This window comes from Paraburkholderia sp. Tr-20389 (assembly GCF_017104565.1).
Classification (GTDB): Bacteria; Pseudomonadota; Gammaproteobacteria; order Burkholderiales; family Burkholderiaceae; genus Paraburkholderia.
Genome location: NZ_JAAGPD010000027.1, coordinates 103,908 through 119,771, shown reverse-complemented (window position 1 = coordinate 119,771; position 15,864 = coordinate 103,908). Strand labels below are relative to the sequence as shown.

Below are 15,864 nucleotides of genomic sequence, written 5' to 3'. Positions count from 1 at the left end.
AGGCGCCCGCCAGCAAAAAAAACCAAACCGGCGACTGCGTCGCAGACAAACACATCAAGCCTTAACGCGCTTCCCTTCAATATCAGGCAGAAAAACAGTCAAAACCCCGAGCAACGGCAAGAACGAGCAGACCTTATAGACATAAGGAATGCTGGTGGCATCAGCCAGCTGCCCGAGCACTGCAGCGCCGATACCTCCAAGCCCGAAGGCAAAGCCGAAGAACAGACCGGCCACCATCCCGACCTTCCCAGGAATCAGTTCCTGCGCATACACGAGAATCGCCGAAAAGGCAGAAGCCAGCACGATCCCGATGATCACCGTCAGCACGCCGGTCCAGAACAGGTTCGCGTACGGCAACAGCAGCGTAAAAGGCGCGACGCCCAAAATCGATACCCAGATCACGTACTTGCGGCCGATCCGGTCGCCCACCGGCCCGCCGATCACCGTGCCCGCCGCCACCGCCGCAAGGAACACGAACAGATGCACCTGCGCAGCCTGCACGGGCAGATGGAACTTGTCGATCAGATAGAACGTGAAGTAGCTGTTGATGCTCGTCAGATAGAAGTACTTCGAGAACACCAGCAGCACCAGAATACTCATCGCGAATGCCACCTTGCCGCGCGACAGCGTCGCGTGCGCAGGCTGAGCCGTGCGCGCCTTCTTCGTCGCCGGATGGTGCTTGTACCAGCGGCTGATGTGCGTCAGCACGAGAATGCCGACCAGCGCCGCCGCCGAGAACCACGCGATGCTGCGTTGCCCATGCGGAATCACGATCAGCGCGGCAAGCAGCGGTCCAAGCGACGATCCGGCGTTGCCGCCCACCTGGAACAGCGACTGCGCAAGCCCATGCTTGCCGCCCGACGCCATGCGCGCGACACGCGACGACTCCGGGTGAAATACCGACGACCCGCAGCCGACCAGCGCCGCCGCGATCAGCAACACGCCGAAACTCGGCGCAACCGACATCAGCAGCAAACCCGACAACGTGAAGCCCATGCCGACGGGCAGCGAATATGGCTTCGGATGCTTGTCGGTGTAAATGCCGACGAGCGGCTGCAGCAGCGATGCCGTGATCTGGTACGTCAGCGTGATCAGGCCGATCTGTCCGAACGACAGCGAAAAATTGGCCTTCAGCATCGGATAGATCGCAAGGATCAACGACTGGATCATGTCGTTCATCAGATGCGAAAAGCTGATCGCGCCAAGAATCGAATAAACGGTCTTCGCTTGCGGCTTGGCAGCAGCCGGAGCGGAAGCTGAAGCAGCGGCGCCAGCCAGGGCGCCTTTGTCGAGGCTGGTTTCCATGTGGTCGGTCAGGAGAGAGTGGCTCGGAAGCGCACGCCGGCAGTTGCGGCAAACCGCGGCGGCGACGGGATGTTTTTAGCGTTTGTTGAAGTGTAGTTTGTCTCCCATCAATTGTCCGGCCAACTTTTGTCGCGTTTCGGACAGCAGTCGGCCGGCTCAGCGCCCGGTTGTGCCTGTTTTCTGTGCGAGGAGCGCACCGTCTCGACGCGTGCGGGCCGGGCGAAGAGGGCATTAGAGCCGTTCCCGCGTGCAAAACGTGGGAAAACATGCCCAACGAATTTTGGCCAATGTATAAATCCGACGCGGCGCGCTGCTCATGAGGCGGCGCGCGAAGGACCGGGAAATCGCTGGACGGACGGCCTCAAGAACGTCACCGGCGATGCCGTCATCCCGGAGAGAAAAGCAGCAATGCCGGAACCGACCTTTCCGGCAGTGGCAATACAAGTGGGGACGACAATATGAAAGCAGTTACGCTGAGTGGCCAGCCGGGCGCGGGGTTCGTACCGGATGGCGAAGCGGCCGGGGGGCCGGCGAATTCGGGCAAGCGGGGCGTCAAGCTGCGCGGCCGGTCCGTGAAGACGACCTTGCGGTTGGCCTTTGCGGTATTGCTGGTGGGTACGCTGGCAGTCGGCGTGTTTTCGCTCGCGCAGATCAGCCGCCTGAACGGGCAGATGCGCTCGATCTACGAGCAGGGCCACATCGCGAGCCGGGCTGCCGAGGAAGCGCGCGGCTATCTTCTGCGCGCGAGCCGCGCCCAGAAGATGCTGTTGACGGCGACGACCGCGAAGGAACGCGACGAACTCGGCGCCGATATCGACACGGGGCTGACGGGTCTGTCGGCCGAACTCAAGACACTCCAGCAATATGCCGATTCCGCGGAAGCGGGCGCGCAGCAGAAGAAGTTCGCTGACGCGATCGGCGTGTGGAGTGCCCATCTGCGCGATTTCGTCACGCTCGTGAAGGCGCAACCGCTCGACCTGTCGCAGATGAACTGGCAGGTCGGCACGACGGACGTCTCGTTGCTCGTCGAAACGGGCAAGCTCGAGAAGCTCGTCGACGAACTCGTCGCGCAGCGCGGCAAGGCGGCCAAGGCGACCATCGACGCATCGTCGTTCATCTATCAGTCGTCGTTCGTGATGATGGCCGTGATGACGGTCGCGCTGATCGTGCTCGCGTTCGTGATCAGCGAGTGGGTCGTGCGACGTCTGGCGCGGCAGCTCGGCGGCGAACCCGTGTATGCGAAGGAAATCGCGAGCCGCATCGCGGCGGGCGATCTGTCGAACGACATCGTGCTCGGCAAGCGCGACAACTCGAGCATGCTGTCGGCGCTGCGGGACATGCAGAACGGACTGTCGTCGACGGTCGCGCACATCGCGTCGAGCGCCGAGGCCATCGCGGCTGCATCGGGGCAGATCTCGATGGGCAATCTCGATTTGTCGCAACGCACCGAACAGCAGGCGATGGCGCTCGAACGGACGGCGAGCAGCATGGAAGAGCTCACATCGACGGTGCGTCAGAACGCGGACAACGCGAAGCAGGCGCGCACGCTGGCCGACAACGCGTCGGCGATCGCGGAGAAGGGCGGCGACGTGGTTGGCCGCGTGGTCGCGACGATGGGCCAGATCAACGACAGCGCGAAGAGCATCGGCGACATCATCGGGGTGATCGAAGGGATCGCCTTCCAGACCAACATTCTCGCGCTGAATGCCGCCGTCGAAGCGGCGCGCGCCGGCGAGGAAGGGCGAGGCTTCTCGGTGGTGGCGGGCGAGGTGCGCAACCTTGCGCAGCGAAGCGCGTCAGCCGCGAAGGAGATCAAGGGGTTGATCAGCGCGTCGGTGGAGCGCGCGAGCAACGGATCGCAGCTCGCGCAGGACGCGGGGCAGACCATGGACGAAGTCGTCAAGGCCGTGAAGCGGGTGACGGACATCATGGGGGAGATCTCGGCTGCTTCCGCCGAGCAGAGTTCGGGGATCGAAGAGATCAATCTCGCTGTGTCGCAGATGGATGCTGGGACCCAGCAGAATGCTGCTCTTGTTGAGCAGGCTACTGCCGCCGCTCGGGCTCTTGATGATCAGGCTCATGCTTTGAAGGCTGCTGTCGCCAAGTTTTCCCTCCGGGGGTAGGGGTTTCGCTGGCATTCGCGCTGTGTTGTCGCTGGCATCCGCGGTTTGCTTCTGGTTTGCTGGCGTTGCCCCTGTGCGGGGCGGCACTTACTTTCTTTGCCGCCGCAAAGAAAGTAAGCAAAGAAAGCGGGCTCACACCGCCAGCCCGTGTAATTGCCTGCGGGCCCCCATCAGTTCTTACGCTTCACGCGGCAACGCACTTGTTTTCGCGCGCTGCCAACGTGCTAATGCACGCATCACCCACTCCACACTCCCGCGACGCGGACCGCGTTACCAGACGTCCACGGCCACCCAGGTGGCAAACTGTGTGTAGGCCATCGCGACGTAAGTGCATCACTCCGGACTGAAAAGCGGGATCGGTGTCGTAGAAGCGCGAACGCACGTGGTGCGACAACCTACACATAGTTTGCCACCTGGGCAGCGCAAGCCGTTCGCTGCCGCTGGCTGTACTACGGGTGACTGGAGTGGGTGATGCGCCGGTTCAAGGCGTTGGCAACGGGCGCAAAACAACGTGTTGCCGTATGGAGTGCGGGACCCGTTGGGGGCCCGCAGGCAACAACACGGGCTGGCGGTGTGAGCCCGCTTTCTTTGCTTACTTTCTTTGCGGCGGCAAAGAAAGTAAGTGCCGCCCCGCACAGGGGCAACGCCTGAATAGCGACATGAAATCGCGGATGCCAGCGAAAGCAAAAACAAAAACCAAAACCAAGACCAAACCCGGCAAGGCCGCGTCGCAGACAAAAAAACCGTTATGACGGCGTTACCACCACGGTACACGTGGTGCCAGCCGACAACAACACGCCGTCAGGCACAGAATCAATCTTCACCCGCACCGGCACGCGCTGCGCCAACCTCACCCAGTTGAAAGTCGGATTCACATCAGCAAGCAGTTCCCGGCTCTGCGGATTATCGCGATCATAAATCCCGCGAGAAATACTCTCGACGTGCCCCTTCAGCGTGCCGCCGCTCATCAGCCGGATATCGGCCTTGTCGCCGATCTTCACATGCGGCAGCTTCGTCTCTTCGAAGTACCCATAAACCCAGAACGAGTTGCTGTCGACCACAGCCAGCTTCGCCGCCCCGGCAATCGCATAATCGCCGCGATACACGTTCAGGTTGGTCACGTAGCCGTCGACGGGCGCCACGACCCGCGTGCGCTCGAGGTTCAGCTTCGCAGCATCCAAAGCGGCCAGCGCCTGCTGATACTGCGCTTCGGCGGCCGAGGCGGTATGCGTCGCGTTCTCGCGGTTTTCCTTCGACACCACCAGACTGTCCATATCCGCGCGACGCTGCGCATCGTCGCGCCGCATCTGCAACTCGGCCTTGCGCGCGGCAACGGCAGCCTGCGCCTGCTCGACGGCGATCTGGTAGTGCGATGGGTCGATCTGCATCAGCAGGTCACCCTTGTGCACGAACTGGTTGTCGCGCACCGGCAGTTCGACCACCGCGCCCGATACGTCCGGCGCAATGTTGACGACCTCGGCGCGCACGCGGCCGTCGCGCGTCCACGGCTCGTCCATGTAGTGCACCCACAGCGCACGGCCGATCAGGATCGCGACGACGAACACAATGGCCGTCGCGATAAATCCAATGATGTTTCTGATAGTCATGATTCGATTCGACTCGGTTCAACGATAAACGGCGAGGCCCAGTACGCCGCACACACACACGAGCAGGCTCGCGCGGAACAGGGATGGGTGCCACACGACGCGATACAGGCCCGTCCAGGCCACTGCGCGATCGAGCACCCAGGTGATCGCGGCGCCCGCGATGAACAGCAGCACGATGGCGGGAACGTACGCGTCGAGAACGGCAATCTCACGTGGCATGGCGAACTCCTTGTGGCGCGTCGCCGTTCGTGCCGCCAGCGCCGTCGAGTTGCCCCAGCGGCGATTGCGGATCGAGCAGCGCGCTCCGGATGAAATGCAGATGACTCAAAATGCGTTGCAACTGATGACGCTCGTCGCGCGGCGGCGTGAAGGTCGCGAGCGTCTGCTGAACGGCGGCGATCGCGTCGGCCGTCGCGGCCAGCGCACCGTCGAGACGCTCGGCGCGCGGACGCTCGAACAGGCGGCTCACAGCCGAACAGGTCACGCGCAGACTGACACGCCACGGCATCGACGGCGCATAGCGCGCATCGCGCGGCAGCGTCGCGACTTCGCTGCGCAGGTCGATCACGGCATTGCCGATCTCCAGCACCGCGAACATCCAGCGCATCGTCTCGCGTCTGACTTCCGCTTCGCTCGCCGCCAGCGCGTTGATCTGATGCATCAGGTCGCGCGCGCCGCTCTCGAAGCGCGTGCGCAGCCGCCATAGCCGTCCGATGCGCCCTCGGCACGCGAGCACGACCTGCGCGCGCAGATCGACCAGCAGCCGGTTGCGTAGCCACGGCGTCGACGGCGGCAGCAGCACGGCGAATGCGATCGACGCAACCAGCATCGAAATCACGAGCGCCATCGCGTCGTTGATGAAGCTGCTCGGGTCGTAGTGAATCACGTTGTCCGGACCGGCGAGAAAGCAGAAGAAGATGCAGTAGCCGACGCCGTAACCCGCGAGCTTCGGGCGCGTCGTCATCCACACGCCGAACGCGAGGAACGGCGTGAGCGCGGCGCACAGCAGCGGAAAGCCGTCGATATGCGGATAGATGCCGAAGGTCAGGCACATCGCGAGCATCGACGACAGGATCGTGCCCGCCGCCATCTGGAACGCGGTGCGCGTCGGGTTCGGCGACGACGACGCCAGCGCGCACACGGCAGCCGCGTTCAGCGTCAGCGTCGAGCCGCTCGGCCACGCGGTCGCGATCCAGAACGCGCCGAGAATCATCATCACGATCGCCGCGCGCAAGCCCGCGACACCTGCCGCGATGCCGTTCGTCTTAGGCTCGTAGCGCGCGATCCAGCGTTCGCGCTCGTGCGTCGCGACGGCAAGCGACGCGTAGGTCGCGGCGTACGCATGCAGATCGTCGACGAAGCGGTAGAGCAGTTCAGCGCCCGTGTCGAAATCGAGCAGCGGCACGTCGGCGTGACGTTCGAGTTCGGCGCGCGTCACGCGTACGCGCTTCGGCAAGTCCGCCTTGAACGCTTCGAGCTGCGCGGCCGCGTGCGCAGCGTCGGCGGCCGTCAGCACCGGTTCGCCCGACTTGCTCAGCAACGGCGAAATCTCGCGGAAATACGGTTCGAGCGCGTCGACGGCAGCCGTCGTGCCCGCCGTGTCCGACACGCGCAGGCGGTTCATCAACTGATGCAGCGCGTGAAAGCGCGTCGACACCATCATGAACTCGCTGTTCAGACGCGACAGGCGGCCGTTGCGCATCCGCGAGTCGGGGCTTTCGAACACGGCGACGCTGCGCACGGCTTCGAAGCCGACTACATCGGCGACGAATTTCGCGTTGGTGTCCTCGATGCGCGCGCGATCGACCTTGCCCGAGAGCGCCGCACACACGTAGTCGACGAACGACGAAAAGCGCGCACGCACGGTGCTGCGCATCTGCTCGCCCGCGTGCTGCGGAAACACGAGCGCGCTCACCACGCCCGAGCAGAGAATGCCGACCACGACTTCGGCGACCCGCGTGAGCGCCGTCATGAACGCGCCGTCAGGATGCTGCGACGCCGGGATACCGATCAGCGCGGCCGTGTAGCCGGCGAGCACGAAGCCATACGAGCGGAAATTGCGGTTGCGCGCGGCGCCCGCCGTGCAGATACCGACCCAGATCGCCGTCGCGATGATGAACAGTTCGGGCTGCTGCGAAAACAGTCCGATCAGCGCCATCATCACGACGAGGCCGATCAGCGTGCCGCAGATCCGGTAGAAGCTCTTCGCGAACACCATGCCGCTTTGCGGCTGCATCACGATGAACACGGTCGTCATCGCGGTGCGCGGCTGCGGCAGGTCGAGCTTCATCGCGACGCCGAGCGCGAGAAAGCACGCGGCGAGCGCCTTGAACAGATAGATCCAGGTGCGGCCGTCGGTGCGCGCCCAGTCGAGGAACGCGGCGTAGAACGCGCCGGGTGTCCGATGCGTGCGGGAGACGGGAGAGTTCGAGGACATTGACGTCGCTCCTGTCAGTGGGCAGCGGGCGTGCCCGTCGAAGCGGTCGCCGCAGCGTCCGCTTTCGAGCCCTTGTCTTTGCCCTTGCCGTGCGCGGGCAGCACGTCCTTTTGCGAAGGACCGTCGGCAGGATCGATCACGCCGCCGCCCAGTGCCGCGACGAGCGTCGCGTGCGCCTGCAACTGGCCGGCCCGGACCTTCGCGACACCTTCCTGTGCGCGCAGCAGTTGCGTCTGCGCGATCAGCACGTTCACGTAGTCGGTCAGGCCGCGGCGATAACCTTCGCGCGCCAGCTGATAGGTCTTGTTCGCCGTCGCGACGGAACGTTGTGCGTCGTTCAACTGCGTATCGAGCGAACGCATGCGCACGACTTCGTCGGCGATTTCCTTCAGCGCATTGACGATCGACTGGTTGTATTGCTCGACGGCCACGTCGTAGCCCGCCGATGCGGCGCCGAGTTGCGAGCGCAGACGTCCGCCCGTGAAGATCGGCAGCGACAGCGCGGGGCCCGCCGTCCAGCCGCCCGCCTGCGACTTCAGGAAGCCGAACAGCGGCCCCATCGCCGCATAGCCGCCGACGGACGCCAGCAGATCGATGTTCGGATAGAAGTCGGCCTTCGCGACGTCGATGCCGCGCGCCTGGGCGGCGACCGTCCAGCGCGCCGCGACGATGTCCGGGCGATGACCGATCAGCTCGGCAGGCATCGTCGACGGCAGACCGGCGAAGCCGGACAGTGCGAGTTGCGGACGCGTAATCGAATCGCCCGCGCCCGGACCTTTGCCTGCGAGCGCGGCTAGCTGATTGCGGCCGAGCGCGATCGATTCCTCGATCGCGTCGATCTGGCGTTCGTATTCGGGCAGCGGCGTTTCCGCCTGCGCGACTTCGAGCTGCGTGCCGATGCCGCCTTTCAACCGCCGGTTCGCAAGCGCGGCGACCTGTTGCTGCTGTTCGAGCGTCGACTTCGCGATGTCGAGCAGCGCGTAGTTCAGCGACATCTGGATATAGGCGCGCACGATGTTCGCTTCGAGTTCGAGCTGCGCGGCGCGGTAATCGGCGGCGCGCGCGTGCGCGAGGTCGAGCGCTTCCTCGGTGGCGTTCTTGTCCTTGCCCCACAGATCGAGGTGATAGGAGAGGCCGAGTTCCGCCGTGTTGTTCCACGACTGCTGGCCGGCCAGTTCGCCCGGACCGTAGAAGACGTTGTCCGGCCACTGCTTGCGCTGGATCTGCATGCTGCCGTTGACTTGCGGCAATTCGGCCGACTTCGCGACGCCGGCGATTGACTGCGCCTCGCGCACGCGCGCCTGCGCCGCCGCGAGAGACGGGCTGCCCGCCTGTGCCTGCTCGATCCACGCGTTCAGCTGCGGATCGTTATAGGCGCGCCACCAGTCGGCGGCGGGCCATTGCGCGTCGGCGTTGGCTGCGCGGATCGCGGCGCCGACGTCGAGCGAGGCGGGCTCGGTGCTGGTCGACTGGGGCGCAATGTGTCCCGTGCTCGCGCAACCGGCGATTATCAACGAGATCGTAAGAACCGACAGCGCGGCGATCCCTTTTTTTACCGGAAACTGCACGATTTGCTCCCCAAATGGCGATAGACCCTTATGGAGAATTATATTTTTCGATCAATTAGCGAATAACCAGCAAGGGTGTAACGCATACTTACCGAAAATGAGATAATCGCCTTTCCAAATCGTGCAACAATCCTTCCCATACTGAAAGATTGATTGGATGTAGACCATGGATACGCTTCAGAACATGCGCGTATTTGTCCGCGTCGTCGAAGCGGGCAGCTTTACGGGCGCGGCCCAGCATCTCAATACGACGACGGCTTACGCGTCGCGCGCCGTGTCCGATCTGGAGGCGCATCTGCGCACGCGTCTCTTGAACCGCACGACGCGCCGGATCGCGCTGACGGAAGCAGGCGAGCGCTATCTGCAACGGTGCGAGCAGATTCTCGCGTATGTCGATCAGGCGGAAGCCGAGGCCAGCGACGCGCATGCGCGCCCGTCCGGCAAGCTGAAAGTTCACGCGATGACGAGCTTCGGCCAGCACTACGTGGTGCCCGCCGTGGGCCGCTATCAACAGAAGTATCCCGACGTTCATCTCGAACTGACACTCGCGCAGCGCATGCCCGACCTGCTGGACGAAGGGTATGACGTGGCACTCGTGCTCGCGCAGACCCTGCCGGATTCCGGCCTGGTGTCGCAGCGTCTGGGCAGCGCGTTCAGTATCGCGTGCGCTTCGCCCGATTACCTGGAGCGCAATGGCGTGCCGCAGACGCTGTCCGATCTGCGCGGGCACACATGCCTGCAGATGATCACACCCGTGATGCCCGCCGACGAATGGACCTTCGACGGTCCGAACGGACAGGAAACGCTGCATCTGGGCGCGGCGACGTTCCAGATCAACGTCGCCGAGGCGATGGCCGTGGCGGTGCGCGAAGGCATGGGTGTCGCGGTGCTGCCCATCTATTCGGCGATTGCCGGCCTGCGCAGCGGCGAACTCGTGTGGATTCTGCCGGAGTACATCTCGCAGGAGATGAACGTGTACGCGCTGTACCCGTCGCGGCAGTACCTGGACGCGAAGATCCGCACGTGGGTCGAGTTCCTGCGCGACGAACTGCCCGCCACGCTCGCCGCCGATCAGGCCGAACTGCGCAAGTTCGCGCGCACTTGAAATTCGCATCCGACGGCGCAATGTCCGTGGAACAGCCTTGACGGACTGTTACATCCGGCTGTCGCATTGCAACACTTGCTTACTTCCCTCGCGGCATCGGGTTTGCTAACGTTTCATCAAGGCCGGCTATTTCGGCACGCAAGCACATCTGGAATCGAAGAGGACAACATGGATACGCATCTGCTGATGATCGGCGTCGCCGTCATGGTCGGACTGATTGGAATTGCCGCGTCGCGTGATCTGCTGCGGCGTTTGCGGCCGCAGCCGCGGCTGGTGCCCGTGCGCATCGAGCGGCCGGTGCGCCGCTCGCGCGATATCGGCGGAATGTGAGGGTGGTCTGATCCGCAGGCTTCGGCTGCGTCAGAAGCTGCGTCAGATTTCGACCACTTTGTCCCACGCGAACACCGCGTTCTCGAGCGCGCGCGTGCGCCGGTCAAGGTAACCACGCGGGTTGCATACCACACGCGTGCCGTTTTCCACGTAATCGAATGCCGTGTGCGTATGGCCGTGCACCCACAGTGCCACGGGCTCGCGCACCAGCGACGGCAAATGATTGACGAAGCCCGACGACACAGGGTCATCCGCGTAACGCTCGGCGAGACTGCGCCGATGGGGCGCGTGATGCGTGACGACGATCGTCTTTCCCGTGAACGGTTTCGCCAGTTCGCCTTCGAGCCACGCACGCGCATGGCGATGCATCGCAAGCGTATCGGCGGGAGTCAGATTGCGCGGCGTGTTGTCCGGCAATCCGTCCTGCAATCCGCCTGACCCGCCCGCACGGTTCGCATCGTTGCCCGCCGTCCACGTCACCTGAATCAGCCCGCGGTAGTCGAGCATCGCACGCTCGGCAGCGGCGATCGACGTCGCCCGCGTCTCCTCATCCGTGCCGTACAGATCGAAGTCGGTCCACAGCGTCGTGCCGAGCACGCGCCACTGTCCGCGTGGATCGACGAGCGCCGCGTTGTTCAGGTAGTGCACGTTGTCGATGCTCGTGGCGGCATCCTGCATCGCGGCTTCCAGTGCGCCGAACTCACCGTCGTAATACTCGTGATTGCCGGGCACATAGACGACGGGGACCGCGCCGTCGAACGTTTCGGCTGCCCAGCGCAATCCTTCTGCGTGATTGTGGATGTCGCCTGCCAGCACGACGAGATCGGCGTCCGCATGCGGGATGATTTCCGGCGCGTCGTTTTCCAGATGCAGATCGGACAGCACGCGAATTTTCATGAACGCCTCTCGCAGATTCTCATGCTCTTAGCGTAGCACCTTGCCGGGATTCATCAGGTTCAGCGGATCGAACGCGGCTTTCAGCGTCTTCATCAGACGCACTTCGACGTCCGACTTATAGTGCGCCGCTTCGTCGATCTTCAACTGACCGAGTCCGTGTTCCGCGCTGATGCTGCCGCGATGCCGATGGACGCTGTCGTAGACGATCTGATTCATCGCACTCTGGTACTGAGCGAGAAACTGCTTCGCATCGACGCCTTCGGGTGCCTGCACGTTGTAATGCAGATTGCCGTCGCCGAGATGGCCGAACGTGACCATGCGCGCGCCCGGCACGGCCGCCGAGATCGACGCGTCCGTTTCCTCGATGAAGTGGCCGATGCGCGAAATCGGCACAGCGATATCGTGTTTGATGTTCAACCCTTCCTCGGCCTGCGCGAGCGGAATGTGTTCGCGCAGATCCCAGAACGCCTGCGATTGCGCGAGATTTTCCGCGACCACGGCATCCTCGACGAGGCCATTTTCGAGCGCCGTTTCCATCAACCGTTCGAAGAGGGCGCGCGCATGTTCCTCGTTTTCGCTATCCGACAGTTCGAGCAGCACGATCTGCGCGTGCGGCTCGGCGAACGGATAGCGCATTTGCGGGAAATGGCGGTTCACGAGCCGCAGGCAGAAATCGGACATCAGTTCGAAGCCCGTCAGCAGTGGTCCGGCGTGACGTTGTGCGAGAGACAGGAAATCCAGCGCGGCATGCGGCGACGGCAGCGCGGCGAGCGCCGTCACCTGCGCGGCCGGCTGCGGATGCAGCTTCATGACAGCGGCCGTGATGATGCCGAGCGTGCCTTCCGCGCCGATGAAGAGGTCGCGCAGATCGTAGCCGGTATTGTCCTTGCGCAGTCCGCGCAGCCCGTCCCACAACTCGCCTTGCGGCGTCACGACTTCGAGCCCGAGACACAGTTCGCGCGTGTTGCCATAGCGCAGCACGCCCGTGCCGCCCGCGTTCGTCGACAGATTGCCGCCGATCGTGCAACTGCCTTCCGCCGCGAGGCTCAGCGGGAACAGGCGTTCCGCCGCTTCGGCGCGTGCCTGCACGTCGGCCAGCACGACGCCCGCTTCGACGGTGATCGTGTTGTTGTGCGGATCGACGTCGCGCACGCGGTTCAGGCGCCTGAGACTCAGCACGGCTTGTGCGCCGCTCGCATCCGGCGTGGCGCCGCCCGCGAGGCCCGTGTTGCCGCCTTGAGGCACGAGTGCGATGCGGCGTTCATTGGCGAGGCGCACGAGCGTGGCGACTTCTTCGGCGGTCGACGGACACAGCACCGCGCACGCGCTACCCGTATAGCGGCGGCGCCAGTCGGTCAGGTAAGGGGCGGTGTCGTGCGGATCGGCGAGGACGTGCGCAGCGCCGATGGCTTTGGCGCATGCCGCGATGAAGGACGATGGAGCAACGGAATTCATGTTGGTCGGTCAGTGCGGTGGAACGTGTGCGGCTCTTGCGTGAGGCGAGGCTTGCATTAGCTGCGATGACGCGCGGGGAGACCTGGCTGGGGCCGCCTCCGCGCCGGACGATCAGACGGGACCGCCTGCCGGCCCGCTTTCACCGCCTGCACGGCGTTTGGCCGCACGCTTGAACGGTGCGACATAAGCGAGCGCGCAGACGAAAAACGCGGCGGCGAGCAGTGCCTCGCACCAGCCGAGCCGCGCACTCAGGCCGCGATCGGACATGCCGCGCACGATGCCTTCCATCAGATACAGCAGGCTCAGCATCGACGCCCATTGCAGTGTGTAAAGCCGTTTGCGCCACACGCCCGGCAGCGCGAGCAGCAACGGTGCGGCCTTGAGCACGAGCAGCGAGCCGCCCGTGCGCAACGGCGCGAGCCACCACTCCCACGCGACGCACAGCGCGATCAGTGCGACGAGCGCAAGCAGCGCGCCCGATGCGGCGGCGCGGTTGCCCTGCGGGTGACCGGTCGAAGCGGCGGCGTCGCGCGGCATGGTCAGGGCCGCTCGGTCATCGATGCGGCCGTGCGCGCGATCCGCGCGCCGAGCGCAATCGCGAGCGTCTTCTCGTCGGCGGAAATGCCGTGGCCCGCCGAGTCCGCACGCGCGAAGTGCGACGCGCCGTAGGGCGTACCGCCCGTTTGCGTCGTCGTCAGCGTGCTTTCGGTGTACGGAATGCCGACGATCAGCATGCCGTGATGCAGGAGCGGCAGCATCATCGACAGCAGTGTCGATTCCTGGCCGCCGTGCAGGCTGCCCGTCGACGTGAACACGCAGGCCGGCTTGCCCGCAAGCGCGCCCGAGAGCCACTGCGGCGTCGTGCCGTCGAGAAAATATTTGAGCGAGGCGGCCATGTTGCCGAAGCGGGTCGGCGAGCCGAGAGCGAGTCCCGCGCACTCTTCGAGGTCGCGCAGTTCCGCGTACGGCGGGCCTTCTGCGGGAATGTCGGGCTGCGTCGCTTCGCAGACCGTCGAGACGGGTGGCACGGTGCGCACGCGCGCCTGCATGCCGGGAACGCTGTCGACGCCGTGCGCGATGGCCAGCGCGAGTTCGCGCGTGGCGCCGTGACGGCTGTAGTAAAGCACGAGGATGTCTTTCATAGGCATTGGCAGTGAACGGGTATTATAGGGGTGGGTTCGCTGGCGGTGCCGTGAGTTCGTCTGCGCGGCTTGTTCGCGCAGGTCTTGCGGCCCATTGAGGGTCGATCGCGGGTTGGCTGTCCGTGGTTCGCGTGCACTGAAGTGGAGGAGGTCGGTTTGTTGTCCAGGTTGCGTCTCGATCTCGACACGCTCAAACGTCTCGCGGAGTTCGCCGCGAAGCGCAGCAGCGAGGATCGCATTCCGCAGGTGGCGGGCAGTCTCACGTTCACGACAATGCTATCGCTGGTGCCGCTGGCGACGGTCGCGTTCGCGCTCTTCACCGCGTTTCCGATCTTTGCCCAGTTCCAGGTATCGCTGCAGACTTTTCTCGCCGAGCATCTGATGCCCGACCAGGTCAGCAGCCAGATCTTCAGATATCTGAATCAGTTCGCATCGAAAGCGAAGGGACTGACCACGCTCGGCATGATCATCCTGTTCGTCACGTCGGTGATGACGATGATGACGGTCGAGTCGGCGTTCAACGTGATCTGGCGCGTGCGCAAGGCGCGGCCTTTCGCGCAGCGCGTGCTCGCCTACTGGGCGATCCTGACGCTCAGTCCTATCCTGATCGGCGTGAGTCTGTCGATCTCTTCCTATCTGTTCACGCAGTCGATGACCTACACGGCCGCGCAGCGCATCACGCCGCTGATCGAATGGGCGCTCGCGGGTGCGACGCTGCCCTTGACGGTGCTCGCGTTCACGATGCTCTACGTGTTTCTGCCGAACTGCCGGGTGGAATGGCGCGATGCCATCGTCGGCGGCGTGACGGCCGCGATCGCGTTCGAACTGGCCAAGCGCGGCTTCGGCTTCTATATCCGGCGCATTCCGACCTATACGGCCGTGTACGGCGCGTTCGCCGTCGTGCCGCTCTTCCTGCTGTGGATGTACCTGAGCTGGTTCATCACACTGGCGGGCGCGATGATCGCGTCGGCGCTGCCCGCCATCCGCACGGGGCAATTCCATCGTCCGGACTTTCCGGGCAGCGATCTGCTGGACACGCTCGAACTGCTCGCGCGCCTCGTCGAAGCGCGCGACGCGGGCACGCACGGCTACACGGTGCCGGAACTCGCGCGCGCGTTGCGCCGCGACATGGAAACGACGGTGCGCCTGTTGCAGCAGCTCGAAGCGATCGACTGGATCGTGCAGCTGGATGAAAACGGCCAACGTCCGCGTTTTCTGCTGGTCGCGAACCCGAACCAGATTACCGTCGAACGACTCTTCGATCTGTTCGTGGTCGACCGCGCGGAATTGACGTATCAGCTGAATCTCGACTCGACGCGAGTGGACAGCGCAACACTGCTTGGCGCGCTCGATAACGATAGTCTCAAGGTGAGCCTTGCAAGCTTGCTGGCGGCGCGGGCTGTTGCGCGTGGCGCCGCGCAACAGAACGCTGGAGGCATGGACGGGGCGGCGGCCTTACCCCGTCAGACGGCGTAAGCGTGACCTGAGCGTTTACGCCTGGCGGCGACGCTACAGCGAAATGCGCCCCGTGCAGATGTCCTTGAACATCACCCAGTCGCCCATCAGGCTATAGATGGGATGCCGGAAGGTTGCGGGCCGGTTCTTCTCGAAGAAGAAATGGCCGACCCACGCAAAGCCGTAGCCGCACACCACGGCGGCCGGCAGCCACAGCCAGTCGCCCGTCGCGAGCGCCATCGCGGCAAAACCGATCACACCCAGCGATCCGATGAAATGCAGCCGCCGCGACACGGTGTTGCGATGCTCGGTCAGATAGTACGGATAGAACTGCGCGAAGTTCGCGAAGTGTTCGTCGTGCGTTGTCTGATGGCTCATGATCGCCTCCGTTGCCCGCCTGCCGAACGTTCGGGAGCGCCGTGGCGCCGCCCGAACCGCAC

14 protein-coding genes are annotated in these 15,864 nt (G+C 64.2%); 4 read left to right on the top strand and 10 right to left on the bottom strand.

Annotated features, from left to right (window positions below; genetic code table 11):
* Positions 1-54 precede the first annotated feature (54 nt).
* Positions 55-1,305, bottom strand: a complete 1,251-nt coding sequence (locus tag G3N95_RS23680) for an MFS transporter (RefSeq protein ID WP_205972499.1) — start codon at positions 1,303-1,305, stop codon at positions 55-57.
* Between the two features lie 458 nt (positions 1,306-1,763).
* Between G3N95_RS23680 and G3N95_RS23675 the strand changes: the two genes are divergently transcribed.
* Positions 1,764-3,428, top strand: coding sequence for a methyl-accepting chemotaxis protein (locus G3N95_RS23675; RefSeq protein WP_205972498.1), 1,665 nt, complete (start codon positions 1,764-1,766; stop codon positions 3,426-3,428).
* 746 nt (positions 3,429-4,174) lie between these two features.
* Here the strand turns inward: G3N95_RS23675 and G3N95_RS23670 are convergent.
* Genes G3N95_RS23670 through G3N95_RS23655 form a run of 4 tightly spaced genes read right to left on the bottom strand, consistent with a single transcriptional unit; the run spans position 4,175 to position 9,040 of the window.
* Positions 4,175-5,035, bottom strand: a complete 861-nt coding sequence (locus tag G3N95_RS23670) for an HlyD family secretion protein (RefSeq protein ID WP_205972497.1) — start codon at positions 5,033-5,035, stop codon at positions 4,175-4,177.
* 18 nt (positions 5,036-5,053) lie between these two features.
* Positions 5,054-5,254 carry a DUF1656 domain-containing protein gene (locus G3N95_RS23665; RefSeq protein ID WP_205972496.1) on the bottom strand — a complete coding sequence of 67 codons (201 nt, stop codon included), beginning with the start codon at positions 5,252-5,254 and terminating at the stop codon, positions 5,054-5,056.
* Positions 5,244-7,472, bottom strand: a complete 2,229-nt coding sequence (locus G3N95_RS23660; protein WP_205972495.1) for an FUSC family protein — start codon at positions 7,470-7,472, stop codon at positions 5,244-5,246. Before G3N95_RS23660 ends, G3N95_RS23665 begins: the two co-directional genes overlap by 11 nt.
* 14 nt (positions 7,473-7,486) lie before the next feature.
* The gene (locus tag G3N95_RS23655; protein WP_205972494.1) at positions 7,487-9,040 is read right to left on the bottom strand and encodes an efflux transporter outer membrane subunit; all 1,554 of its coding nucleotides are present in this window, start codon (positions 9,038-9,040) and stop codon (positions 7,487-7,489) included.
* A gap of 166 nt (positions 9,041-9,206) precedes the next feature.
* Here G3N95_RS23655 and G3N95_RS23650 point away from each other — a divergent pair, with 166 nt between their 5' ends.
* Together G3N95_RS23650 and G3N95_RS23645 are read left to right on the top strand one after the other, a co-directional pair.
* Positions 9,207-10,145, top strand: coding sequence for a LysR family transcriptional regulator (locus tag G3N95_RS23650; RefSeq protein WP_205972493.1), 939 nt, complete (start codon positions 9,207-9,209; stop codon positions 10,143-10,145).
* A 168-nt stretch (positions 10,146-10,313) separates the two neighbouring features.
* Positions 10,314-10,475: a hypothetical protein gene (locus tag G3N95_RS23645; RefSeq protein ID WP_205972492.1), complete on the top strand. Its 162-nt coding sequence runs from the start codon at positions 10,314-10,316 to the stop codon at positions 10,473-10,475.
* A 42-nt stretch (positions 10,476-10,517) separates the two neighbouring features.
* Here G3N95_RS23645 and G3N95_RS23640 read toward each other — a convergent pair whose 3' ends face one another.
* The 4 genes from G3N95_RS23640 to wrbA form a co-directional block, all read right to left on the bottom strand.
* A complete protein-coding gene (locus G3N95_RS23640; RefSeq protein WP_205972491.1) occupies positions 10,518-11,372 on the bottom strand; it encodes a metallophosphoesterase in 855 nt (284 codons plus the stop codon).
* 27 nt (positions 11,373-11,399) lie between these two features.
* On the bottom strand, positions 11,400-12,827 hold the full coding sequence (locus G3N95_RS23635; RefSeq protein WP_205972490.1) for an FAD-binding oxidoreductase: 1,428 nt from the start codon (positions 12,825-12,827) through the stop codon (positions 11,400-11,402).
* 111 nt (positions 12,828-12,938) lie between these two features.
* Entirely contained in the window at positions 12,939-13,364 is a 426-nt protein-coding gene (locus tag G3N95_RS23630) for a DUF2069 domain-containing protein (RefSeq protein ID WP_205972489.1), read from the bottom strand.
* A gap of 2 nt (positions 13,365-13,366) precedes the next feature.
* A complete protein-coding gene (gene wrbA, locus G3N95_RS23625) occupies positions 13,367-13,969 on the bottom strand; it encodes an NAD(P)H:quinone oxidoreductase (RefSeq protein WP_205972488.1) in 603 nt (200 codons plus the stop codon).
* A 156-nt stretch (positions 13,970-14,125) separates the two neighbouring features.
* Here wrbA and G3N95_RS23620 point away from each other — a divergent pair, with 156 nt between their 5' ends.
* Entirely contained in the window at positions 14,126-15,445 is a 1,320-nt protein-coding gene (locus G3N95_RS23620) for a YihY family inner membrane protein (protein WP_205972487.1), read from the top strand.
* 33 nt (positions 15,446-15,478) lie between these two features.
* Here G3N95_RS23620 and G3N95_RS23615 read toward each other — a convergent pair whose 3' ends face one another.
* Positions 15,479-15,802, bottom strand: coding sequence for an Mpo1-like protein (locus tag G3N95_RS23615; RefSeq protein WP_205972486.1), 324 nt, complete (start codon positions 15,800-15,802; stop codon positions 15,479-15,481).
* Positions 15,803-15,864 lie beyond the last annotated feature (62 nt).

What these genes read in the sequence shown, in the direction of transcription:
- wrbA (WP_205972488.1), bottom strand. Translation starts at nt 13,969, where the DNA reads ATGAAAGACATCCTCGTGCTTTACTACAGCCGTCACGGCGCCACGCGC.
- G3N95_RS23645 (WP_205972492.1), top strand. Translation starts at nt 10,314, where the DNA reads ATGGATACGCATCTGCTGATGATCGGCGTCGCCGTCATGGTCGGACTG.
- G3N95_RS23640 (WP_205972491.1), bottom strand. Translation starts at nt 11,372, where the DNA reads ATGAAAATTCGCGTGCTGTCCGATCTGCATCTGGAAAACGACGCGCCG.
- G3N95_RS23615 (WP_205972486.1), bottom strand. Translation starts at nt 15,802, where the DNA reads ATGAGCCATCAGACAACGCACGACGAACACTTCGCGAACTTCGCGCAG.
- G3N95_RS23635 (WP_205972490.1), bottom strand. Translation starts at nt 12,827, where the DNA reads ATGAATTCCGTTGCTCCATCGTCCTTCATCGCGGCATGCGCCAAAGCC.
- G3N95_RS23670 (WP_205972497.1), bottom strand. Translation starts at nt 5,035, where the DNA reads ATGACTATCAGAAACATCATTGGATTTATCGCGACGGCCATTGTGTTC.
- G3N95_RS23660 (WP_205972495.1), bottom strand. Translation starts at nt 7,472, where the DNA reads ATGTCCTCGAACTCTCCCGTCTCCCGCACGCATCGGACACCCGGCGCG.
- G3N95_RS23650 (WP_205972493.1), top strand. Translation starts at nt 9,207, where the DNA reads ATGGATACGCTTCAGAACATGCGCGTATTTGTCCGCGTCGTCGAAGCG.
- G3N95_RS23680 (WP_205972499.1), bottom strand. Translation starts at nt 1,305, where the DNA reads ATGGAAACCAGCCTCGACAAAGGCGCCCTGGCTGGCGCCGCTGCTTCA.
- G3N95_RS23675 (WP_205972498.1), top strand. Translation starts at nt 1,764, where the DNA reads ATGAAAGCAGTTACGCTGAGTGGCCAGCCGGGCGCGGGGTTCGTACCG.
- G3N95_RS23665 (WP_205972496.1), bottom strand. Translation starts at nt 5,254, where the DNA reads ATGCCACGTGAGATTGCCGTTCTCGACGCGTACGTTCCCGCCATCGTG.
- G3N95_RS23630 (WP_205972489.1), bottom strand. Translation starts at nt 13,364, where the DNA reads ATGCCGCGCGACGCCGCCGCTTCGACCGGTCACCCGCAGGGCAACCGC.